Source organism: Candidatus Zixiibacteriota bacterium, from assembly GCA_014728145.1.
Taxonomy (GTDB): Bacteria; Zixibacteria; MSB-5A5; order JAABVY01; family JAABVY01; genus WJMC01.
This window is the reverse complement of the sequence record WJMC01000160.1, coordinates 1-22,778: the sequence shown is the minus strand read 5'-3', so window position 1 is coordinate 22,778 and position 22,778 is coordinate 1. Positions and strand designations below refer to the sequence as shown.

The 22,778-nt window shown below is 50.4% G+C and carries 17 protein-coding genes; 8 read left to right on the top strand and 9 right to left on the bottom strand.

Annotated elements, in window-relative coordinates; genetic code table 11:
- Window positions 1–191: 191 nt before the first annotated feature.
- On the bottom strand, window positions 192–1,826 hold the full coding sequence (locus tag GF404_09615; GenBank protein MBD3382440.1) for a hypothetical protein: 1,635 nt from the start codon (window positions 1,824–1,826) through the stop codon (window positions 192–194).
- Window positions 1,827–1,977: 151 nt separating this feature from the next.
- On the bottom strand, window positions 1,978–7,419 hold the full coding sequence (locus tag GF404_09610) for a hypothetical protein (protein ID MBD3382439.1): 5,442 nt from the start codon (window positions 7,417–7,419) through the stop codon (window positions 1,978–1,980).
- A 478-nt stretch (window positions 7,420–7,897) separates the two neighbouring features.
- On the opposite strand from GF404_09610, the gene GF404_09605 reads away from it, so the two are divergent.
- Window positions 7,898–8,890, top strand: coding sequence for an oxidoreductase (locus GF404_09605; protein ID MBD3382438.1), 993 nt, complete (start codon window positions 7,898–7,900; stop codon window positions 8,888–8,890).
- Here GF404_09605 and GF404_09600 read toward each other — a convergent pair.
- The 3 genes from GF404_09600 to GF404_09590 all read right to left on the bottom strand — a co-directional run bounded on the left by GF404_09600 (window position 8,887) and on the right by GF404_09590 (window position 11,012).
- Window positions 8,887–9,576, bottom strand: a complete 690-nt coding sequence (locus GF404_09600) for a sigma-70 family RNA polymerase sigma factor (protein MBD3382437.1) — start codon at window positions 9,574–9,576, stop codon at window positions 8,887–8,889. The two genes, GF404_09605 and GF404_09600, sit on opposite strands and share 4 nt — an antisense overlap.
- A 209-nt stretch (window positions 9,577–9,785) precedes the next feature.
- The gene (locus GF404_09595; GenBank protein ID MBD3382436.1) at window positions 9,786–10,703 is read right to left on the bottom strand and encodes a peptidoglycan DD-metalloendopeptidase family protein; all 918 of its coding nucleotides are present in this window, start codon (window positions 10,701–10,703) and stop codon (window positions 9,786–9,788) included.
- Window positions 10,704–10,871: 168 nt separating this feature from the next.
- Complete coding sequence (locus GF404_09590) at window positions 10,872–11,012, bottom strand: hypothetical protein (protein ID MBD3382435.1); 141 nt, start codon at window positions 11,010–11,012, stop codon at window positions 10,872–10,874.
- Window positions 11,013–11,455: 443 nt separating this feature from the next.
- Between GF404_09590 and GF404_09585 the strand changes: the two genes are divergently transcribed.
- From GF404_09585 to GF404_09565, 5 genes are all read left to right on the top strand, one after another.
- Complete coding sequence (locus tag GF404_09585) at window positions 11,456–12,034, top strand: sigma-70 family RNA polymerase sigma factor (GenBank protein MBD3382434.1); 579 nt, start codon at window positions 11,456–11,458, stop codon at window positions 12,032–12,034.
- 59 nt (window positions 12,035–12,093) lie between these two features.
- Complete coding sequence (locus GF404_09580) at window positions 12,094–13,221, top strand: hypothetical protein (protein MBD3382433.1); 1,128 nt, start codon at window positions 12,094–12,096, stop codon at window positions 13,219–13,221.
- Window positions 13,222–13,321: 100 nt separating this feature from the next.
- Window positions 13,322–14,185 (top strand): hypothetical protein, encoded by an 864-nt coding sequence (locus GF404_09575; protein ID MBD3382432.1) that lies wholly within the window; start codon window positions 13,322–13,324, stop codon window positions 14,183–14,185.
- 108 nt (window positions 14,186–14,293) lie between these two features.
- Complete coding sequence (locus GF404_09570) at window positions 14,294–14,839, top strand: hypothetical protein (GenBank protein MBD3382431.1); 546 nt, start codon at window positions 14,294–14,296, stop codon at window positions 14,837–14,839.
- Between the two features lie 93 nt (window positions 14,840–14,932).
- On the top strand, window positions 14,933–15,514 hold the full coding sequence (locus GF404_09565; GenBank protein MBD3382430.1) for a hypothetical protein: 582 nt from the start codon (window positions 14,933–14,935) through the stop codon (window positions 15,512–15,514).
- A 41-nt stretch (window positions 15,515–15,555) separates the two neighbouring features.
- Here the strand turns inward: GF404_09565 and GF404_09560 are convergent, their stop codons facing one another.
- Window positions 15,556–17,076, bottom strand: coding sequence for a hypothetical protein (locus tag GF404_09560; protein MBD3382429.1), 1,521 nt, complete (start codon window positions 17,074–17,076; stop codon window positions 15,556–15,558).
- Window positions 17,077–17,347: 271 nt separating this feature from the next.
- On the opposite strand from GF404_09560, the gene GF404_09555 reads away from it, so the two are divergent.
- Window positions 17,348–19,156 (top strand): hypothetical protein, encoded by a 1,809-nt coding sequence (locus tag GF404_09555; protein MBD3382428.1) that lies wholly within the window; start codon window positions 17,348–17,350, stop codon window positions 19,154–19,156.
- 363 nt (window positions 19,157–19,519) lie between these two features.
- Window positions 19,520–20,218 (top strand): PEP-CTERM sorting domain-containing protein, encoded by a 699-nt coding sequence (locus tag GF404_09550; protein MBD3382427.1) that lies wholly within the window; start codon window positions 19,520–19,522, stop codon window positions 20,216–20,218.
- Window positions 20,219–20,297: 79 nt separating this feature from the next.
- On the opposite strand, the gene GF404_09545 is transcribed toward GF404_09550, so the two are convergent.
- The 3 genes from GF404_09545 to GF404_09535 all read right to left on the bottom strand — a co-directional run bounded on the left by GF404_09545 (window position 20,298) and on the right by GF404_09535 (window position 22,179).
- The gene (locus GF404_09545) at window positions 20,298–20,849 is read right to left on the bottom strand and encodes a hypothetical protein (protein ID MBD3382426.1); all 552 of its coding nucleotides are present in this window, start codon (window positions 20,847–20,849) and stop codon (window positions 20,298–20,300) included.
- Window positions 20,850–20,930: 81 nt separating this feature from the next.
- Window positions 20,931–21,710, bottom strand: coding sequence for a TSUP family transporter (locus GF404_09540; protein ID MBD3382425.1), 780 nt, complete (start codon window positions 21,708–21,710; stop codon window positions 20,931–20,933).
- Window positions 21,711–21,717: 7 nt separating this feature from the next.
- Window positions 21,718–22,179, bottom strand: coding sequence for a hypothetical protein (locus GF404_09535; GenBank protein MBD3382424.1), 462 nt, complete (start codon window positions 22,177–22,179; stop codon window positions 21,718–21,720).
- Window positions 22,180–22,778 lie beyond the last annotated feature (599 nt).

Genomic DNA, 22,778 nt, shown 5'->3' with positions numbered 1-22,778 from the left:
TCGTGGTCGGCAACTATCGCTTCGGCAGAGACAGCCTGCGACTGAACCGAAATTAAAGCTAATGCAATTAAAACAATGACCATTTTTTTCATGATCCCTCCCCGGATTTCATATCTGCGAGTATTGTATCCATAATGTAAGCAGAGCTGGCTGTAATTCAAAGCGTTTTGTGCGAATCATATCTGTTCAGATCAGCAGTCGGGCTGGCCGTCAGCATCGATATCGCAGGGTGGATTGCCTCCGCTGAAAGCGTAATTGATCAGGTAAACCGCGTCGGAGACGTTGACAGATCCATCGCAGTTGACTTCGGCTGATTCGATGGGATCAGGGGAAGTGCCACCGCCGAAGGTGTAACTAATGATATACACGGCATCGGACACATTCACCTGTTCATCGCTGTTAGCATCACCGCATAGATATTCCGGATCGGGTTCAGTTACCTCCATAACGAAGAGCATAGTGTCTTTCAGGGACGGGACCGATGAATCACTCAGCTCCAGCCGAAAGCTGAAATTAGAGGCCCAGTTGGGGATGCCGGAGATGATCGCGTTGCTGTCCAGCTCGAGCGTGAGGCCGTAGGGTACCTGGCCCGAGATTTTTCTCCAGCTGTATGGTTTTGTTCCACCTACCGCCCAGAACTCGTAATAATACTCAAGATCGAGATAGGCCGGGGGGATTTCGTAGCTCTGGATATGAAGCCCGCCGTCACAGGCATCGCCCACACCATCGGAGTTTTCGTCATACTGTTCAGAGTTGTAGATATTCGGACAATTGTCGCAAAGATCCCCGGTCCCGTCATCATCACCATCAGCCTGGTCCGGGTTGTAAACAAGCCAGCAGTTATCATCTTCGTTGAGTAAACCATCACCGTCGGCTTCAGGATCACAGACGTCCCCGGATCCATCGCCGTCGACATCACCTTGATCGGGATTGTAGATATCCGGACAATTGTCAGGATCACAGGCATTGTCTGAAATCCAGGGATCTCCGAAGAAATCGCCATCTGAGTCGACACACATGCCGAAATTGAGAGTGGTGAAGTCATCGATGCCCCATTCGTTGCCGACCGGACGCCATTGATGCCAGTGAACATCAGCATCCCAGGTATTTAAGCAACCGTAAGTCTGATTTGAGTTGTCATAGCCGACCGCGGTCACGAAATGATCTGTTGAACCGTCGCCGTCGGTATCGACCAATAGCACCACCGGTCTGCCGGAATCAATTTCTGCCTTGAATTGATCCCAGGTGAATGAACCATAATAGTAATGCTCGGCTATGGGATAGTATTCAGAATTTGCATAGACAGCGTAACCGCTGAAAGCATCCCTCACAAACTCGGAATAGCTCCAGCCATACGGCATACCGTCGATACTCCAGGAAGTTCTCATAAAATCGGCCAGGCTGTTACTCGCATGGGCTCCTCCGGTCTCGGATTTGTCAGGAATAACATCGCCGAAATTATCCATCGGACAGGAATAAGAACGATAATGGTCGGCATAATCGGCAGAACAGTTCTGGTTACCGTTGTCGGAAGCCATCATAGCTTCAACATCAGAGGTCTGCATCGAGGCGTCACCGGCCACCAGGTCGCCATAACCATGAGCATCCCAGTATCCGATCACCATCCCGGCCGCTGTCGGGCCACAGCCGTGATGCCAGATATACGCGGGAACATCCGGAATAACCACCTGGGCACGGGTTTTTTCAGTGGGACCTAAATCGAGCCCTGCGGGAGGAACCGGCCCGGTTGTACTGTACTGCCCGATAAGATTTGAAGCAAGAATCAAGATAATTACCGGCAGTAAATATATTTTGATTCGGATCATGGTTCGCTCCTTATAATTTAATCAGCATCCGGGTAAGTTAGTACACTTGGTAATAATATAACTTACTCGATCTGTTCTCCAAGATAATTGTGCAAATAAAAACCCACCCGCCAGAAGCGGGTGGGCAGAGTATATTCGAACGCTTTAATACTTAGCAGTCCGGGTTGCCGTCACCGTCAGTATCGCAGGGCGCGTTGCCACCCGCGAAAGAGTAGTTGATGATAGAGACGGCATCACTGACGTCGACTGATGCATCACAGTTGACATCGCCGGCGGCCAGAGGATCCGGAGGCGTACCGCCACCGAAAGCGTAATTAACTACCACAACGGCGTCGGAGACATCGACAGAGCCGTCGTTGTTGGCATCACCGCAAGTATACGGTTCTTCCATCATGGTTTCGAGCTGAGCTATTACCATCATGGTGTCATCGACCGGATCATTGGAGATCACAACCACGTCGGCGGTGTAGGTGTCCTCGCCGAGATCTTCGACAGTCGAGAAATGACAGTTGACAGTATCGCTGGCGCCCGGGGCGACCACACCGCTCAGCTTATCGAGCTGGAGCCATTCGTAGGGCTTCTCGAACTGGACAGCCAGACCGTTATGGACATACGGTGTCGCATAACAGACTTCCAGACCGTCGTTGCCGAACTTGTTTTCGATACCGATGGCGGAATTCGAGATGTCAAATCCGCTGGCGATATCGAGATACTGGAACTTGATCGAACCGTTGGCAAACAGGATCACCTCGGCATTGATAACGTCACCAGGATCGGCGCGATATTCGGGATAGTTGACAAACTGGATTACCAGCTTTTCGGCATCGCCTTCCATGAATATCTGTGCGCCCGGGTTGTCCGCGTCGGCTGGATTCAGGTCATCCCACATCCAGGCGATGATATTGTTCGGGAGCATTGAGCTCGGAATCGGCTGTCTGGAGCGGGAGCTCATGCTGGCTTCGTCGAAGCCGACGATACCGTTCGAGCCGATATAGATTGAGTCGTAGGTGCCACCGTAGAACGGGAATTCGAACCCGATCTCGAACGGGCCGTAGTAACCGTCGTCAACCGGTGTGTCCATGACCATCGTGCCGGTAGTGGAGATATCGATCCAGTCGAAAGCCGGGCCACCGGCCTCATCTGAGTCGATCCAGAAGTAACCGAAATTGTCCGGACCGCCGGCCTTGAAGTCACCATAGAGGCCTTCGATGGCGGGCGGATTGTCCTTATCATCGCTATTGAGATAGAACTCATCCGGGTACTCGTAATTCGGCTGACGAACCAGACCGGAAGTCTGCATCTGGCCGAATTTACCGCCGAACTGTATGTGATAGTTGAGACCGATATTGTAGATCAGGTCGCCGTTGCCAGTGTTGTCGATCACCATCTCCATGTCAGCTTCCTCGCCGATCAGCAGAGTCTGAGACAGAAGCGACGGATCGATGTCGATTGACGGAGGCTGGTCCAGACGTACGTTGTCGATAAACCAGTCATCCAGACCATCGGCGGAACCATTGGAAGTGAACATCAACTGGAAGCTCGAATGCATAGCATCCGCCAAAAGCGGGAAGCTGTAATACTTGAAGGTCTGCATGGCCGTATCGGCTTCATGCTCGAGCACACAGACCCAGTCACCCAGGCTGTTGCGATAGGAGACCTTCAGGTTCTCACCATCCTGGGGCAGATTGCCGTTACCGCCACACTGCCAGTAGTAGGACAGGATCACGTCGGTGTGCCCGGAGAGATCGATCATCTCCGTGATCAGAGTGTCGATTTCGCCATCCAGGTTGAGAGCATACGGCGGTGACGGCGGGTTGGCGCATTCGTCGGAGACAGTAGCCCCGGCGTTATAGAGATAGTTCAGCATATCCAGGTCGGAGTCCACATAGTTGTCAACCCACGGGATATTGGCAGGTTCGCCGGCGGAGGATGTGTACAGGTAACAGGTGTCCTGCGCCATGGCATTGCCCTGTGAAGTTGCCAGGATAGTAGAGGGCTCGGTAACATGAAGTTCAGTACCGGCCGGGATAATCACCTTGGCCTTGATCATGACCGAATCGAGGGAGCCGACGCTCGGGGTGGTGGTGATCGGTTCATCACCGGATTCGGTAAAGAATACCACATCCCAGTTGCCGAGACCCTGCAGGTCGAACTGATCGAAGTAAGCGCCACGGTTGCGGACCATAATCATGTATGTCGCGCTGTCACCTGCAGGACCGTACTTGGCCTGGATCTCAGGTTTCAGATCGACTTTGTATTCGGAACCGTTGTAATAGCCCTTGATTTCGATGTCGTCGATGTTCCAGCCGGATTTCTGGACTGAGCCGTCAGTCGGCCCGATGCCCCAGCGCATCTGGAAGTCGGGGTTTTCATCGGCATAAGTCGAAAGATCATAGAACTCCTCGTTCCAGGAGCTTTCCTGTAATGTGCTTCCGTTTTCATACAGGCGGACCCAGTCAGTGCCGTCATAAACATCGAAATAGGCGTGATCGTAAGACGAAGATTCTACACCCAGCCAGTGGAAATATCTCATCTGGACACCGGTGTAGTCTTCGCAGTCGATGACCGGAGAAACAACCCAGAATGTTGTCGAAAGGCTGTTATTGTATGTTCCGGTCGAGGTCAGGTCATTACCGAGAACCTGGTTGTCGACAGACGGCGAATGATCCTGCGAGGGATCGCCACCGCCACCGGCAGGTGAACCGATGGTCCACTCACCGTCGCCACCCAGGCCGGTCCAGCCCTGATCGGTCGAGAAATCATCGGCAAACAGGATTACCCTGTCGCCGACTGTTATATTGAAATCAGTATTCTTTGTGTAACCACCATCAGCACTCAGGTCGAGATAGAGCGTGGCGGCATAGCCGGTCGGGCAGGTCGAATCAGCCTCGACGATGAAGACATCGCCGGTGTTGTCGCCCTGGGTCGAATAGCCCGCCAGGTCGCCGAAGTAACCGCTGGCGTCGGTGATCGTCAGGTACGGATCCATTTCGCTCAAAGTACCCATCAGGTTGGCGGCTGTAGCAGAGCCGTCATTCTGTACCGTCACGACCAATTCGGCGGTTTCGCCCGGATCGAGGATACCGTTGCCGTTGCCGATATTGTCGTTAATATCGACCGACACGAATTCGACCGCGGGGGCATGAGCAGTTACCGAAAACGTGCTGTTCCAGGTGATTCGCTCGTCGCCGTCGACCACCATATCGAATGTGATCTTGTGGCCGTCTGGAACATCCGGCGCAACCGTAAAGGCAAACGCGTCGGCGACATACGAGGTGCCGTTATCGCCCAGGACATCGCCAAAGCTCTCGGTGCCGTCGGTAATGCTGATGAACGGATCGATGCTGGAGAGCACCGCCGAGACGTTGTAGGCATCATCGGGACCGACGTTTTTGACCTGCATACCCATCAGGATGCTTTCGCCCAGGTCAACCAGGCCGTCGCTGTTGCCCGACATATCGTTGATGTCGTGCTGATCATAGATCACGTAGGGACCGTCGGGGGCGATGACCATGATGGTCTCGATGTAGGGCTGACGGTTCTGGCAGGTAACCACGATATCGGCTTCACCCGGGATGGTGAAGGGGTCGATGTCGATTGTGACCGAACCGGTCTGGTCTACGTAAGCCGCGCCATACAGGACACCGTCCCTGGTCAGGGCAACATAGGAACCCGGATCAGCTTCGACATAGAAAGTGTTGTCGGTGATCAGAGCGGTGGCCGCGTGTGTAACGTTATTTTCTGATGGCACACCCATGTAAGTCATAACTGACGGGTCGCCCATCAGGTGATAGATTTCCCAGTAATATGTGATTCGGCTCGAACCGGCTTCGGTCACGGCCATATTTCCGGCAAACATGATCGCCGAGTTGGTGACATAGTGCAGAGAGTCCGGTTCTCCGTGGTCGTGGAAGATCCCATCGTATGCGCCAATACCGGTCTGCGCATAAGTCGGATTGGAGAGGACCGGGCCGTTACCAACGCCCCACCAGTAATCCTCATCCCAGTATGTGGAGTTAGAACCGCCGATATAGCCGATACCACCTCCACCGTCTTTCTGCAACCAGGCCTCACCCATACAGGGTGTGCTGTAATCGTCGCCGAAAGTGTTGGCCAGACAGCAGTTGCCGATACCCAAAGGCCACATGTGATCGTTGGTCAGCCCGGCGACATCGCTGGTGGTAAAAGAAGGATCGGAATGGCCGGAGTGACCGCAGTGAGCTGTGTAGTTGATAAAACCGACACCATCCTGCACCGTCTGGATAATCGCAGAGGCCGCGCCCGGATCATCCGATGCCGGATACAGCCAGGTGTTGGAATATATGCCATGAGCGGCATTGAAATAATTATCAGTACCGTAATTGATCTGTCCGTTTCCGTGCGTCGGGGCATGACCCGCGTCGACACCGGCGATCATGGTCACTTCACCCAGGAAGTTGGGATCGGGGAAGAGGTACTGTTCGTATTCGAGTGTTTTGTCGATCTGCGGCTGAAGCTGGGCCGAATCCTGCGCGGAAAAACGACCGTAGTAAACTTCCGGATAGACATCGCCCGGAGTCGAATACTCGCAGAAGTACAGATCGGAGATATGCGATGATGCCGTTCCCGGATGGGCCGGGATCTGGTCGTCATCACCCACGATCAAAACAAATGACGGGGCCGGGTCTTCCGGCGGATTGGCATTGTTGTAAAGGTTTTCGAGATAAGTCGTGATTGCGCTGTTGCTGGAACCGATGTCGTCGGTATAAGCTTCGACCACCATGAAACCTTTTTTCTTCTTCCACTCGATAAACGGCTGTAACATGGTTTCAAAAGCCGGATCTGAAACGATCACATATTTGATCGGATATCTGACCAGGTCGGCCTTGAGACCGGGTTCGGCAGTCGGCGACTTGTAATTGATCACCTTCGAGTAGGCGACATCAAACACCGGTGAATGATATTTCTCCCTCATCTCCTGAGTCAGGGCGAAATCCGGATGCAGATATTCAACCCGGACTTCCAGCTCAGTGTAGACCCGGATCGTGTTGGTGACCGGGTTGTACTGCACCGGGGAAAGCGAAACGCGTCCCAGGTGAACCGCACGCATGGTGCCCAGAACCTCGCTGGAAGCCATCGGAAGGGCATACCAGTCATCTTGAGAATAGGCATCAGCGTTGTACTCAAACGGCACCGAAGCCGGATCATCCGACTTGGACAGAGGCGGCTGGGCCGGGATAATCGGGTCCGTGATACCCAGGTCGGAGAGCGAAATATCCTCGTACGCTGTATTCATGATCTGGACTTTCAGGTCGCTTCCAAACGGAATCGACAAAAGCCTGTTGGCCATCGGCAGATTGGGCTCACCGATATTGTATGATCGCGTGAAGCCGGGGATGTTCATAAGCGTGAAGTCGCCCGCCTTGGTTGCGATCGAATGAAGTTCGATCTGGCCGATTTCCATCTTGAGGACTACTCCATAGTCGTCCTCGGAAACCAGGTTGACCCCGGATTTGGCATTGGAAAATACCACCGATTCCGCGGCCATTGAAATTGATGAGAAACCTGCCAATACAAAGATCAGCAGGGTTAATCCTGCAAACAGTCTCCTCAAAACAACCTCCGATTTTGATAAGTTGATATGTTTAAACAGCTATTATTATTGAATTAAATTCAGCCTTCATACGGTCGCAGTAATATACAGGCGATGATGATTCATCACGATTTTTTTCCAATTGCAGGTCCTTCAGGCCAGTACACTATAATATTATAATTAAAAATCAGCGAAAACAAAGCGAATTCTTTATATTATCAGATAGAATATTTAATTTTCAAATGTAGGCGGAAATGTTTCCGGCTTCCTCTCTAACATAAAAATTACGAATGGTTTAAAGCAGTTTATGGAATATTTATGCCGATTTTGAAATTAATCAAAAACAGGAGCATAAAAATCAAGTATATGAATTCGCGCTTTGAGCCGTTTTTCAGGCCTGAAAGCAGTCTGATTTTATCCTTAGTCGAAATTGATCTTGTCAGCGGACGGGAATATTATTACAATGCGCTATTCGGATTATCAAATGGAGGTAGAACGGATGTCGAAGAGATTTGCGATTATGGGCTGTGCGGGTTATGTCGCCCCGCGTCATTTGAAAGCGATAAAAGATACCGGAAATGTTTTGGTGGCGGCCATGGATCCGCATGATTCAGTCGGTATCCTGGATCGCGATTTTACGGATGTCGCTTTTTTCACCGAGTTTGAGCGATTCGATCGCCATCTCGAAAAAATGCGCCGTAAAGGTCCCGAGCATAAGGTCGATTACATCAGCATCTGTTCGCCCAATTACCTGCACGACGCCCATATCCGTTTCGCCCTCAGGGTCGGCGCACACGCGATCTGCGAGAAGCCGATAGTACTCAGCCCCAAAAATGTCGACGCTCTTCAGGAATTCGAAAAAGAGCGCGAAAAAAAAGTTTTCACAGTTTTACAGCTCCGGCACCATAAGTCAATCATAGCGCTCAAGGAAAAACTGGACGGCATGAAGCAGGCCGATAAAACCGATATCGAGCTTATCTATATCACTCCCCGCGGGCCCTGGTACCATTACTCATGGAAGGGGCAGGTTCAGCTTTCGGGAGGACTGGCAACCAATATCGGTATCCACTTTTTTGACCTTCTGATGTGGCTTTTCGGGGAAGTTCAGGTCAACGAAGTCCACTATTCATCACAGTTTAAGACCGGTGGTTACCTTGAGCTCGAGCGTGCCCGGGTCAAATGGTTTTTGTCGATTGACCGTGCCGATCTGCCGCAGATCGCTAAGGAACAGGGGATACCCAGCTACCGCTCATTGACCATGAACGGCGAGGAAATCGAGTTCTCGGGCGGATTTACCGACCTGCATACGGTGGTTTATCAGAATATCCTGGATGGTAAGGGTTACGGGCTCGAGGATGCCCTTCCCGCGGTCAAAGTCGTGACAGATATCCGCAACTATAAGCCTACCGGTGAGAATCAGCGCACTCATCCGGTTCTCAGAGAAGCGATGCTCAAGGACGATACCTTAAACGAGCAAAAGATACTCAGCTAATTGCTCTGGCCAATCGATCCAACCCCGCCCAAATCGTCGGGGTACTTTCTCCTGAGTTCCTTCCTGAGCTTGATCCTGGCCCTGTGCAGGTACCAGCGTACTGTCGCCTCGGGCATATCCATGATCTCCGAGACCTCGTCGATATGATGACCCTCGAGGTCGCGTAGCACAAACGCCTTTTTCTGCTTGTCATTGAGCGATTCGGTCGCCTTCATGATCACTTTACGAAGCTTTTTGCGGTTGAGAATATCTTCCGGGTTATCATCTTCGTTTTCCAGTGAATCGCTGTAGTTGTCCAAGAGCTCATGCTTGTGACGGCGATACTTGCGCATGAAGTCTATCGTGGCATTGACTGTAATCCGGTACAGCCAGGTTGAAAATCGTTTGGAGGTATCGAATTTGGAAAGATTGCCGGCAGTTTTGACGAAAACCATCTGGGAAATATCCTCAGCCTCATCGTAATCACCCACCATGCGAAAAGCAATCGCCGCCACCTGCCTCTTGTAACGCTCTATCAGCTCGTCCATGGCGCGGTCTTCGCCATCCTTGGCGCGCTCGATAATGCCGATCGTCTCGTTCTCGAACTTATCGCTCTCCCGCAACGGATTTTTCTTCCTGCGGGGGGCTCGGCGGTTACCCCGAACCTCATCTTTATCGTTGCGTCCCTTTGATTTATCTCTACTCATCTATTGACCCTTCCGCTAAATCCCACTAAAAAGGTTCATATTTCTTAACAAACTTCTCACAGGCCGGTTCCAGATATGATTTAAGATCAAGAAAATGTTTGGCTTGGCTCACTTCGCAAAGACCGACCTTCGCATATCAGTTTATCCTGTGTGCGGAGGTAATATTATACTGATTTTGTAAGGATTCAACTAAAAAAAAGAGGAAAATGCTATTTTTCAGCCAGCCAGGTGCGATTGAAGATGTAGTCCATCGGGTTGACGAATTTGCCATTGATTCGGACCGAGTAATGCAGGTGAGGCCCGGTGGAGCGACCGGAATTGCCCATCTCCGCTATCTTTTCACCGCGCTTGACCTCCTGGCCTCTTTTGGCGGTCGCTTTCGAGATATGCCCATAGTAGGTTTTGATACCGTTGCCATGGTCGACAATGATGGTTCTGCCGAGGTGACCCAGCGTGCGGATCGCTTCAACCTTGCCATCGGCGCTGGCATAGATCGGGGTACCGTCGCGGTTGCAGACATCGATTCCGTTATGCATCCGCTTGATCCCGGTAAACGGATCTGGAAGCACCCCGAAACTGCGGGTTACATAACCCGGAGCCGGCATGATCGATGGGATATGATCGAGTTCATCTTTCCGATCCATCAATGTCCGGAAGATCGTGTCGAACTGTTCCGACTCAAAGGATGACAGCCTGACCAGTTCGTCCAGACGGTTCTCGGTGTCATATGTTATCTGGCGAGCATAGCTGGGAGGTTCTTCCGGTACAAATACCGGACCGCCAATACCCAGCGCGCGTTCCTGTGGATTGACTTCAGGCAGGTCGAAGATCGTACGGATCTCTTTTTCTTTCTCCACAATATACGAATACTCACTGCGCAGGTCTTCCATCACGCCCGAGAAGCGCTTGATGCGCGAAGTCAGGTAATCGTTTTCCTTGATCAGGTCGGCGATCGTTTTCTGCTGGTATTCCTTGGAGAAGAAACCGTAGGCGAAGAAACCGTTGAGGACGAAGTAAGCGATACCAATTACCAGTACAACGTTCAGCAACAGACTCGAGACTGAGAGATTGTAAGTTCTGCCACCGTCTGAGGGAACGATGATAATTGAGTATTTTCCTTTACTCATCCTTTAATCCGTTAAAAATTGTTCTTTCAGCGGAAAACCTTCTGGTAAACTTCCCGCTATAATAAACTTACTCAATTTCACTGTCAAGCAATTTTTTAATATATGAATTCACATAATATATAACGGCAGAATCCACTATTTCTTTAAGCTTGAACAGTAAGGATTTAACTATTTTATAAGATTATACTCCTCTTTGAGTATTTTGTTTACCACAGAGATAAACTTTTCGGTGTTAAGCGTTTGCAGTGAATACAGATGCCAGTAAGTTTTTTTCGGCATCTTGTAGTTGTCCTTTTTCTTACGACCCATGATGGCACCCTCCCATCTCTTGGATCACGACTATTCGTGACCGCTTCGGTTACAGTATATTTCACACTTACAGATGCAGTCTCTATGCCGTCGCCATGTGCATAAGCTCAACAGAATCGGGCAGGCTATGTGATTGCGGGACAATAGAATGGCTGGAGGTTTCAGGTTGACGGGGGCATTTCAGAAGTTAATCCGCGAATTTTTGTAGGGAAATTCCCATACTCTGGTGGATTGTGGGAAAATTCGGAGTTTTTGGGTGGGGAATCGCGATATTTGCAGGTAAACCTATAAACGATATTGCGATAGCGTCAGTTATGCGGTCCTGAAATGGATTTGTGCAGGACTGCTTATTCTTTGACCGGGCAATATTTTAATTGTATAACTATCAGGTAATCATTATTATATGACGAACTTTTACGGATGTGCAGAAGGTCGCTTCAATTATGGTGAATGAAAGGCAGTCGAAAAGCACCGATGAGAAATTGATCAGGAGTGCGCTGGCGGGTGAACAGCAGGCTTACCAGGGACTTCTTGAGCGTTACCAGAAAACCGTTTTTCATATCGTGGTGAGGATCATCCGCAATGCCGATGATGCCCAGGATCTGGTGCAGGAGACTTTCATGCGGGCTTTCAATACCCTCGAGAGTTACCGCTCGGAATTCCGATTTTCCACCTGGCTCTGCAAGATAGCGGCCAACTGCTCGATCGATTACCTGCGCAAGAAGAAGATCAAAGCTTTTTCTATGGATAAGCCGCTTCAGACCAAAAATGGTTCCATGGAAATAGAACTCGAAGACCATTCAGCCAATCCTGAAGAAAAGCTGTTGCGTAAACAGCGCCTGATGAGTATCGAAGACGCGATCGGGGAGCTTCCCGAAAAGTATCGGGAAGTGATCGTCTACCGTCACCACGACGACAAATCCTATGAGGAAATTGCTGGTATTTTGGGGGTTCCGATCGGCACGGTCAAGGCGCGTATCTTCCGCGCCCGCGAGCTTCTCAAGAAAAAGCTTAAGTATTGAAGCCTTAATGTTTGCCGTAGTTGCGCCTAAAATTATCTATTATTATGATCAGTCGGAGTATGAAAAATCTGTTTAATTTAAAAACGAGCGCTCAGATAGCAATCTTCAGCAGTCTGCTGATTTTACTGTGGACGACAGGTTTGCTCCATGCCTATGAGGAACCCGACAGCCTCACGGATTCGCTTCGGACCGTCGATGAAATCCTGATAAACGGGGAACAGATTCGCATAAGTTATTCCGATGGTTCGGATTCGGTGATCACCAGACCCGCCGGAGACCTGGATGGTCATCAGTCTCCCGGAAAAGGTTCGATCATCAAGATCGGCGCAGAGGAGGTAGTCCGCGCCAGCGATTCAATCCGGGGAGATATACTCGTCATTGCCGGTGATTTGCAGGTGGCCGGTTATGTGAAGGGGAATATCGCGGTGACCTTCGGCAATGTCATCATCGCCCCGACCGGCAGTGTGGAGGGGGAGATCAACTGCTTGTGGGGACAGGTTGTGCTCTCGGAGAACAGCCATGTCTGGGGCGATATCAACGCCTTCGATCTGGTTACCCCTGTTGATCAGTCGCTCTATGACTTCAAGGGGGAGTTCAATCGGCTCGACTGGGATATCCGCAACTCGGAGATCTTCGGTCCGCCCGGGCTTGTGGCGACTGTCGCGATACTGCTGTTTGTGTCGGTTATAGTGGTCATAATTACCGCGATTCTGCCCCGGCCCGTGGCACGGGTTCGCTATCATATCGAAACCGGTTTTATACGCTGTTTTCTGGTAGGCTTGTTGCTCGCGATCGCGATCTTTCCGCTCTGGATAATGATCTTCGTAACTTTTGTCGGGATACCTTTTGCGATTTTGGTCTACCCGTTCGCCCTGGTCGGGGCCTTTGTTCTGGGCGCGATCGGTTTTACCCAGTTCACCGGTTTCGAGCTGGGACGACGGACGACTTTGCGCTACCGGGGCTATATGCGCACAACTTTCGCGGGGATTCTGACTATTGCCTCTCCATTGATACTGGCAACCTTTTTCGGATTCATCAATATACCCTCGGTCTCCTGGGCATTGTTTCTGGTGCTTCTGGGAATCCAGACAATCATGTTCATAACCGGGCTGGGCGCGGTTTTCTTCTCCCGTTTTGGTACCGCTCCTGAAAGAGTCGAACTCGACCCGGAGTACCGGCCCGATTAATAATCTCTTGATTATCTGCCATCTTGCTCCTGAAACATATTGCTGAAGCTCTCGTAAATCAGAATATACTCTTAGAAAAAAACGCCTGCAGGAGGATTTTATGAGAAAAGCTTTATTTGCATTTTTAATCTGTATGATGTTTGTGCCCGCACTCTATGCGGCCGAGAACCTGGTCTATACCAGGGATATAGCTTATGATGACGAGAAGCTGGTCAAAGTCGAGCTCGATTTCGGGCTGGGGCAGATTTCTATGGCGCGCGGGCAGGGCGACTATATTGCCCGGATCCATGGTGATTATGATGCCGATAAGTTCAAAGTTGATGTCAACTATGAAAAGAATGGCGATGTCGGCCATCTGGTCGTGAAAGTCGACAAAAAACGAAAGTTGTTCGATTTCGGCGGTGACGAGGATACCGAAAACAGCTGGCAGATACTGCTGGGTGATATGGTGCCCCTTGAGCTTACTGTCGATGCCGGTATGGCGGAAACGAACTTCAATTTTACCGGGCTCAGCGTTGAAAATCTGTCAATGGATATCGGTATGGCCTCCGGAACGATGATGTTTAATCAACCCAATCCGGTCAGGATGAAACAGATGGTCCTCGATTTGGGGCAGAGCTCGATGAATATCTATGGTCTCGGCAATGCCAATTTCGAGGAGTTGAACGTCGACTGCGGAATGAGCTCGGTCGAGATGGATTTTTCCGGGCAGGCGGACTTCGACGCTCTTGTCACTCTCGAGATGGGGATGAGTTCGACTGAAATAGTGCTCAATCCCAATGCGGGAGTACAGATCGACCATGATGCCGGATTAACCTCGAGCGTGGATCTGCCCGGCAGTTTCCAGGAGGTTTCAAAAGGTGTCTATCAATCGGCCAACTACCAGAAAGCTTCTGGGCGGCTGGATTTCAAAATCGACGTCGGCATGGGTTCGGTAGATTTCAGGCTGGCAAAAAGCCTTTAGCTCAAGTGAATTTTGTTTAACGCTTCCGGGATATATAGCCGGGAGCGTTTTTTTATGCTTGCAATTTCGTATTTATATCCCTACAATTCTATAATTGAAGGAACTGAAGTGAAATCTGAGTTAAATGAATACACATACATAATCGACAACCGGGACAATATCTGTGAGGTCAGCGAGAACTGGGACAGTTTCGCGGTTGAAAACGATGCGCCCGAGTTGACTGCTGAGAAGGTTGTCGGAGAGTCTATCTGGAACTTCTTGAAGAACAAGGATGTGCGCCATATCTATCATAATCTGATTGAGGGCATTCGTGACAAACGTAAGCAGGTCCAGTTTCCTTTTCGATGTGATTCACCCGGCTTGATACGATTCATGAAAATGACCATGAGTCCGGCGGACCATGAAGCGGTTGTGTTCAGAAGCAAAATCGAGAAAGTAGAAAAGCGCGATCCGATCATGGCGCTCGAATCCGATGCGAAGCGTTCCTCTGAAGTGGTCGAAATATGCAGCTGGTGCAAGAAAGTCAAGCATGCCGGCTACTGGCTCGAACTTGATCGAGCGGTGAAAGTCAGCCAGATATTCAAGCAAAACATACTCCCGCTTCTCTCACACACTATTTGCGATTTTTGCCTTAACAATCTCGAAAAAGAATAAAAACTGCTTTTCAGTTGATATGCTGTTGCGTTATGGCGGTCTGGGCATTATATTTTCACCCTGATTTTCTGATAAGCAGGGGATTTTGGGGAAATGATCTCTGATTCAAATCTGATTGAATATATTATAGACCAGCATGATTGGATTACCAGCGTCAGTTCGGGGTGGGATGATTTCGCCCTGGACAATGACGCCGAGCACCTTATTGCATCAAATGTAATTGGCAAATCGCTGTGGGAATTTGTCAGCGACAGGGATGTCCAGAGCCTGTATTTGAATCTCGTTAATAGTTTGCGTCTGAACGGCCGGCAGATTCATTTCAAGTACCGCTGTGACTCTCCTGAGTTGAAGCGTTTCATGGATATGGTCATTCAACCCCTGCCGGGTAAAAGTGTAAAATTTGTCAGCCGTATTGAACGGGTTGAAAAAAGACCCCCGGTCGAAATCCTGAAACGCAAAATCACGCGCAACGACCAGCTTCTGCGAATGTGCAGCTGGTGCAAAAAGGTCAGCCTTAACGGCAGTTGGCTCGAGATCGAAACCGCGTTGAGTGGATCAGATCTCTTTTTAAGTGATAATCAACCCCAGTTGACCCATACGATATGCGAAGACTGCTACAAGCAGGTGACGGGCGAGGACAGCCTGGAACAGTCCGAAGACAGCATCCCACATTAATTCTATTGATTTTTTCTTTCTCTCAAATCATCACGTTATTATCAATCGACCAGTTTTGATTTGGCTGTGGTGCTGTCGCCCTGTGGCAGTTTGAACTGCTCCGGTCGTGCGTCTACAACCTTTTTGAGCCAGCTTTCCGGGTAGCCTTTGCCTTGTGGCCGGCCGTTTTCATCTTTAACATAGCCGTCGTTGTATTTAGTAACCAGGTGATGTCCGAGAGCGCGCCATTTTTCGACCACATCCTCGGCATGCACGATACTGTAATCGGTCAAATAGCGCGTCAGGAGCGCGGGATTGTGTTTGTAGATTTTCTGCGCGGTCTCCTCGATATAGGGTTGCATGGCAATGTAATTGTTTTCGATTTCGGATTGAACTTTCTGGATATCTTCGATCATATACGAGTATTTCAGGTTGCAGAAATTGGAGACGAAGTTGAATACCCACCAGGCCGATTCCCATGAGAACTCCTGCAGGCTTCCGACGGTATACGATTTCGGTATTGCGTCGATTCCGCAGTACAGCGGTGTATAGCAGGTAAACCAGGTATCATCGACCCCGTACCAGTAGACACCGCCGATAGGGTCGGGCATCCATGAGCGCGACTGTGAAACAAACGAGAAGCCGGTCTGCTGAGTGGAGATAGGACGTTCCCAGACGTACTTGACGCTGTCGACCGTCCAGTTCATCGGACGCCAGCGGTAGGGAGTTCCGTAAGGGCCGGCATCGATGCCTCTGGTCATATCATAGGCCGTGCCCTCGTAGTGATCGCGCATCAGCTCGAATACACCGGCCAGCGAAATCTTCTCGTCCGGTTTGATCCAGAGCGGGTAGGGTTCGGTGCCTTCGACCGCGCGATGGTAGTCCGGGGAGAAATTCTGAGAGGGGGCCGCACGGCGGAAAATGCTCCAGACCCGGGCCGAAGCGTAACGCCGGTTCTCGGGAGTCGAGGGGCAGTAGGCTTCGTTGAATAAAAACGGATTCCCTGAATCGGGATCGTAGTATCCTTTTTCGATCGCGAAGGTTTTAACATTGGGAGAATAGAGGCAGTTTTCTGAATCGTCCCAGATGATTTCTCCGATTCTGGCCTTGTTGGCATGGCAGGATATATAGCCATCGGGGATTTTTCGGGCGACCCAGATCGCTCCCTTCCCGACCGGACCCATACCGATCATCTCCATAATCCAGGCCTCTTCGGTATCGGCGATCGAGAACGATTCACCGGTCGAGCGGTAACCATACTGATCCACTAAATCTGTCATGACCATGATAGCCTCGCGGGCGGTGCGGGCACGTTGCAAAGCCAGGACCATCAGGTCCCAGTAATGCAGAAGACCGAGGCTGTCACGCAGTTCCAGCCGGCCGCTGAATGTGGTCTCGCTGATCGCCAGCTGATGCTCATTCATCAGCCCAACTACTTTATAGGTATGTTCAACGCCATGGACTTTGCCCCGCAGGTTACCGTACCAGTCGGTAATTTCGACCGAATCCTGCGGGTCGTGATCCCGGGCCGGTATATACTCGAGATGCGGATGGAACTCCCCGTCGCAGGTGTAGGTGATCATCACCGAACCATCCTCAGACGCTCCCTTTGTAACCAGCAGGTTAGTGCAGGCGTTTACGCCCGCGGGAATTGACAATATCAGAATAAACAATATGACTGCAAAAAATAAACTTGTCTTCACGGATACCTCCTGTAGTTTCTGCCTGATCCAAATTACACTTATCCGGTGGTAAATGCAATAGCGAGAGAACTAAATTTTTGATTACCGGTTATGATTGGGTATAGCAAAATATAGACTTGTGTTATTCTAACAACATAGATTTATTAATAATATGGCAGAACATGACTTAATCGGGCTGGGGGCTATAATAGTATTCGGCATCATGGCTCAATGGCTGGCCTGGCGCCTGCACCTGCCGGCAATTCTATTGCTCCTGATCGCCGGTTTTGTGGCCGGCCCCCTGACCGGCGTGCTTCATCCCGACGAAGTCTTCGGAGATTTGCTGTTTCCACTGGTTTCGGTCAGTGTGGCGATCATTCTCTTCGAGGGCGGGCTCAGCCTGAAAATAGATGAGCTGAAGAAAGTCGGCACGATCGTGCGCAACCTGAACACGATCGGGATAGTCATCACCTGGATAACCTCTGCTTTTGCGGCGCACTACTTATGCGGGGTGAGTTTCGACCAGGCTTTCCTGTTGGGCGCGATTCTGGTCGTCAGCGGGCCGACCGTGATTATTCCGCTCTTGCGGCAGGTGCGTCCCAAACGCGATATCGGGGCGATTATTAAATGGGAAGGTATCGTCAACGACCCCATCGGGGCGTTCCTGGCGGTCCTCGTATTTGAGGTTCTGATCTCTTCCGGGATGAGCAGCGGTACCACGATCGTGGTTTTGAATGTCGTCAAAGTCGTGGTATTCGGAACCTTGATCGGTCTGGCCGGAGCGGGTATTATCGTGATCCTGTTGAGGCGATACCTGATCCCGGACTTTCTGCAGAATTCGATTGCCCTGATGGTTGTAGTTATCAGCTATGTCGCCACCAACGCGATTGTTTCCGAGGGAGGTCTTTTGGCGGTGACGATCATGGGGGTGGCGCTGGCCAACCAGAAATTTACATCGATCAAGGAAATCACTGAATTCAAAGAAGACCTGCGTGTGATTTTGATCTCGAGTTTGTTTATCATTCTTGCCGCGCGCCTGAACCTTGATGACCTGTCTCTGGCAGAGCCAAACAACTGGATCTTTGTGGCGGTCCTGATCCTGGTCGTCAGACCACTGGCGGTAGCGGTCTCCACTCTCGGTTCCCGGCTCAATCTGCGTGAGAAATTATTCATCGGCTGGATGGCACCGCGGGGGATTGTGGCGGCGGCGGTCATCTCGGTTTTTGCTCTCAGGCTGGCCGAGAGGGGATTTGAAAACAGCGACCGCCTGGTGTCACTGACCTTTATGGTCATCATAGGTACTGTCGCGGTCTATGGCCTGAGCGCACCGTTTGTTGCCCGTCTTCTGGGACTGGCCAAGCCTAACCCGCAGGGAATCCTGTTTGCCGGGGCGAGTCCCGGTATCCGCGAAATTGCCGTCATGCTCAAGGACCATGGTTACCGGATTGCCCTGGTCGACTCCAACTGGGCCCAGGTGATCGAGGCCAGAAATCGGGGCCTGACCGCCTATTACGCCAGCATCCTGTCCGAGGAACTGATGAATTCGGTCGACCTGGACGGGATTGGCAAACTTCTGGCGGTCACTCCCAATGCTGAGGTCAACGCCCTGGCGACCTTGCATTTTGAGGATGTCTTCGGGCGGGGAGAAGTCTACCAGCTTCCTCCGTATAACCTCAGCCGTGACAGCGACCGGATCCGGATGCCGATGCATCTGCGGGGAAGATTCCTGTTCGGCCGCGATGCCACTTTCAAGTACCTGCGTGATATTCATGTCAAAAACGGAAAACTGAAACAGAGCGAGCTGACTGAAAAGTTCAATTTTGAAGAGCTCCTCATAAAATATGAGAACCGTATCTTACCACTGTTTTTGATAAAAGCTTCCGGCAGACTGGAAGTCTTTACGGTCGACGACCCACCATTCCCGCGAGCGGGCGATACAGTCCTGCATTTTACTGCCGAAGAGAATGACAATCGGGCATGAGCTGAAGATAATCCTTTTATTCAGAGCAACTTCCATCCGCTCGCCAGAAAGGGGTATGTGTAGTCACCCTGAAAGGATATAAATATTGTCGGGAATTCCGACAGTGCGTTTGCTGTCGTGTGGTCTCTGTAACAAGTTGCTATTTAAGGTTTTATGAAGCAGGCAGGATTTATATGGATTTTGGTATGTAGGACAGTCTGACAATCCGGCTGAACGAAAATGTTGCAAATGCAGTTGGTTTTGTGTTAGCGTGTTGCTGTGGAATGACTTACAAGTATTATTAAAAATTGGCACAAGGCTTGCGTTTAATCAGAGTGAAATGGAAAATAACTTTTAACCCTAATACTAAACAGGAGAGATCAAATGAGAAAACTGTCTGCTGTTTTCTTTGCACTCGCCCTGGTGATCTTCGGCGCTTCGACTGCCAGTTCCGCTGTTACAGTCAATCTGTTCCAGCCGGGCAGTTCGCCGATCACCACCTTCAGCTGGAGCATGGCTGGAGACACCATTCATCTGCATGAGACCTGGACCGGTGCCGGTCGCGGTTTTGTTGAATTCCGTGGTCTCGAGGAGTTCAAGAGCTATACCGTGGTCAAGCATCTGACCAACAACACCGGCTATGACTGGGGTCTGTTCACCAACGAACTTCTGGATCCGTACGTTGCCGATCCGATGGGTGAAGATGATCTTTATGATCCGCAGCCGTATGCTGGCTGGATTCCGGCTGGTTTCTCGACCTCTAACGATACCGACGGCTTGAGCTTTGCTCAGGGCGCTGGTCTTCCGCGTACCTCCTCCACGTTCACTGACTTGTTCGTGGATGAGCTGGCTGATGCTCGTGACTTTCTCGAGTTCTCCGGCGGTGGCATCGTTTCCGGTGCTGGTGGTACCGACCTGATGACCTATGGTCTCAGCGATAACAATGTCAGCAACAACGAGCCTTTCTTGCTGGCCCAGAGCCCGAACCTTCCGGCTGTCGTCCCTGAACCGACTACCATGTTGCTTCTGGGTGCTGGCCTGGCCGGTATGGGCCTGATCCGTCGCAGAAAAAACAACGCCTAAGCGCGTAATATAATTCTGGAATGGAAATTTGAACCCGGCAGATGCCGGGTTCTTTTTTTATCTGCTGGCAAGTCGTTTATCAGGCCGCTTCCTGCTCCATTTTCTCGAGGCATTTCTCGCAGATCGAATGGGAAATCTGGGGCAGTTCGTCTTGTTTAAGAAGGTCAAATCTCTCGACCGCTTCTTCGAGGCTGAACCAGTGGCCGTTATCGCGGATATCTTTGCACCATCCGCACATCACGATCATCTGGTCTGTGCGGGGCAGGCTCATTTCCAGGACTTTAAGCGGAGTTCTCTCTTGCGTGCGAACTATGGAACTGTCGAAACGGATCATTTCGTCCTTTTCAGGAACCATCTGCATGCGCATATAACGCCTCAGGCCGGGTGAGTCGCATCGGAAGTCGAATTCTATCTGGCGATCATGCTTACGTGCTTTCAAGATCAGCATCTCGTAGATATGGCGTGTACTGCTGTCCGAAATATAGTGCAGAAGCGGTTTGCCGATTACTTCCTGTTTCAAGAGGTTCATCCCGCAGTTTTTTTCCGCGAAACTGTCCCAGTTTTGATCGACATCGATTATACAGTTATTATGATCGATCATGTAACTAACGGTAAATAAGTTTGCTGACATAAGACCCCCTTCGGTAACATCTTTACTCATATAAATCGGATGAAAGCCGAGAAACTGGAGAAGGTATTGAAAATACCGAGATCAGAGGTTTAGCTGTTGAGCTATAACGTCGAAAAGGCCGAACATTTTGGAGGCGGTTGCCAGCAGGACTAAAATCAAAACCCAGCGGATAAATCCGGCCCCGCGTTTGACCGCCAGGCGGGTAGCGACAAAAGCTCCCGACATATTGCCGACCGCCAGGATCAATCCGGCTTCCCAACGGACCTGATCATTTATAATGAATACGATCAGGGCGAAGATGGTGAAACAGAGAATGATCAGGATTTTAACCGGATTGGCCAGTTTGAGGTTGTAGCCGGCCGAAAGCACCAGTCCGGCCAACAGGAAAATCCCCACTCCGGCCTGTATGAATCCGCCGTAAACTCCAATCAAAAAGAAGACAAATGCGCGCGAGATCGTCAGTCTCCCGGCGATCTCACCGCCCTTACCCTCGAGCCAGCGTTTGGGGCGAATCAGCAACGTAGCCAGCATCACGATCATCAGTCCGCCGATCGTCAGCCTCATGGTCTGTTCATCGAGATTGACCGCGATCTGTGCTCCAACTACACCGCCCGCGACTGCCGGAAGTGCCAGCATAAGACCGGTTTTCATGTCAAGCAGACCGCTTTTCTGAAAGCGGGAGACAGCGACTATGTTCTGGAAAAGTATCGCCACACGGTTGGTGCCGTTGGCGACATTGACCGGCAGTCCGATAAAAATCAGCACCGGCAGGGTGATTAAAGATCCGCTTCCGGCCAGGATATTTATAAACCCGCAGGCAAAACCGGCGGCGACCAATATCGGATATATATACCAATCCATAGCGACCTCAGCGGCAACCTGCTGTTTGTATTGCGCTCTTTGTTGAGTTTCTGAGCTCCAGCCATCCGTGGAGATATAAAAGCCCGACCAGGAGCGCGACCAGGGAGAACAAAATCATCTGGAGCGGGACGTTTTCGGGATCAGCCAGCAGTTTGAGCATCAGCAGGCTCCTCAGGATAAAAATTATTGATACGGCTAAAACGACCTGTTTCTGAAACGGCAGTTCTTTGATAAATCCTGCCAGCGCCAGGCCGTATACAGCGAACAGGGCAAACACAATTGCCAGCACAAAAGTTGATATGGTGGGAATCACGGAGCCGGACTCGAGCATACTTGCCAGCTTCTCTCCGGCTCCAAAGAAACGATATATTTCCGGGCCGGCGAAAATGAAATATATATGCAAACCAGAAATCGCCAGAATTACAAGACTGCCAGTAAAAACAGATGCTTTTCCTGTTGATGATTTCATAGCTCAACAAGATACCGGTTTTTAAAATGGTAATCCAGTATTTTATCCATATCGTCATCTAACTCGTTATCGATCATGGGAAAAACAGTGTTGTGGTGAAAAAAAGCTTGTAAAAAAGAGGTTCTGAATTATATTTTCAGCGGATAGCAGAAAGAGTCATATTCGAGACGGGTGTAAACTATATTGCAACTTTCATGCGAGAGAATACACATTGGACGCTGTTCAGGATTTGAGCAGGATGTCTCTTTTGGCTTTTTCGCTCAACCTTGTATCCGCTCATCGCCGCCTATCGGTCAGGTTTAAGTCGTTATTATAAATGGGGAAACGATGATCTGGCTATGGATTTCAGAAAAGGGGGTTGAAGTTCTGCCGAGAGTTGATTAATTTCAGCCTTCTGGCAGAAGGTTTGCTGTTTACAAGTGAAACGAAGGACGTATATTAATATCTGCAATATGTAGATATATTGAAAGGGAAGAGATATTGCAATTTAATAAAGGAGTCGAGATGAGACACAAAAAGCTTCACATGATTATGGTTGTGCTTCTTATGAGCGCGGTTTTTCTGCTGCTTGCGCCGGTCAATTCGGCAGCAGAAAGCGG

Excerpts from the sequence above, each read along its gene's own strand:
- GF404_09615 (MBD3382440.1), bottom strand. The coding sequence starts at position 1,826 with ATGATCCGAATCAAAATATATTTACTGCCGGTAATTATCTTGATTCTT.
- GF404_09605 (MBD3382438.1), top strand. The coding sequence starts at position 7,898 with ATGTCGAAGAGATTTGCGATTATGGGCTGTGCGGGTTATGTCGCCCCG.
- GF404_09600 (MBD3382437.1), bottom strand. The coding sequence starts at position 9,576 with ATGAGTAGAGATAAATCAAAGGGACGCAACGATAAAGATGAGGTTCGG.
- GF404_09595 (MBD3382436.1), bottom strand. The coding sequence starts at position 10,703 with ATGAGTAAAGGAAAATACTCAATTATCATCGTTCCCTCAGACGGTGGC.
- GF404_09590 (MBD3382435.1), bottom strand. The coding sequence starts at position 11,012 with ATGGGTCGTAAGAAAAAGGACAACTACAAGATGCCGAAAAAAACTTAC.
- GF404_09585 (MBD3382434.1), top strand. The coding sequence starts at position 11,456 with ATGGTGAATGAAAGGCAGTCGAAAAGCACCGATGAGAAATTGATCAGG.
- GF404_09580 (MBD3382433.1), top strand. The coding sequence starts at position 12,094 with ATGAAAAATCTGTTTAATTTAAAAACGAGCGCTCAGATAGCAATCTTC.
- GF404_09575 (MBD3382432.1), top strand. The coding sequence starts at position 13,322 with ATGAGAAAAGCTTTATTTGCATTTTTAATCTGTATGATGTTTGTGCCC.
- GF404_09565 (MBD3382430.1), top strand. The coding sequence starts at position 14,933 with ATGATCTCTGATTCAAATCTGATTGAATATATTATAGACCAGCATGAT.
- GF404_09560 (MBD3382429.1), bottom strand. The coding sequence starts at position 17,076 with ATGATCACCTACACCTGCGACGGGGAGTTCCATCCGCATCTCGAGTAT.
- GF404_09555 (MBD3382428.1), top strand. The coding sequence starts at position 17,348 with ATGGCAGAACATGACTTAATCGGGCTGGGGGCTATAATAGTATTCGGC.
- GF404_09550 (MBD3382427.1), top strand. The coding sequence starts at position 19,520 with ATGAGAAAACTGTCTGCTGTTTTCTTTGCACTCGCCCTGGTGATCTTC.
- GF404_09545 (MBD3382426.1), bottom strand. The coding sequence starts at position 20,849 with ATGTCAGCAAACTTATTTACCGTTAGTTACATGATCGATCATAATAAC.
- GF404_09540 (MBD3382425.1), bottom strand. The coding sequence starts at position 21,710 with ATGGATTGGTATATATATCCGATATTGGTCGCCGCCGGTTTTGCCTGC.
- GF404_09535 (MBD3382424.1), bottom strand. The coding sequence starts at position 22,179 with ATGAAATCATCAACAGGAAAAGCATCTGTTTTTACTGGCAGTCTTGTA.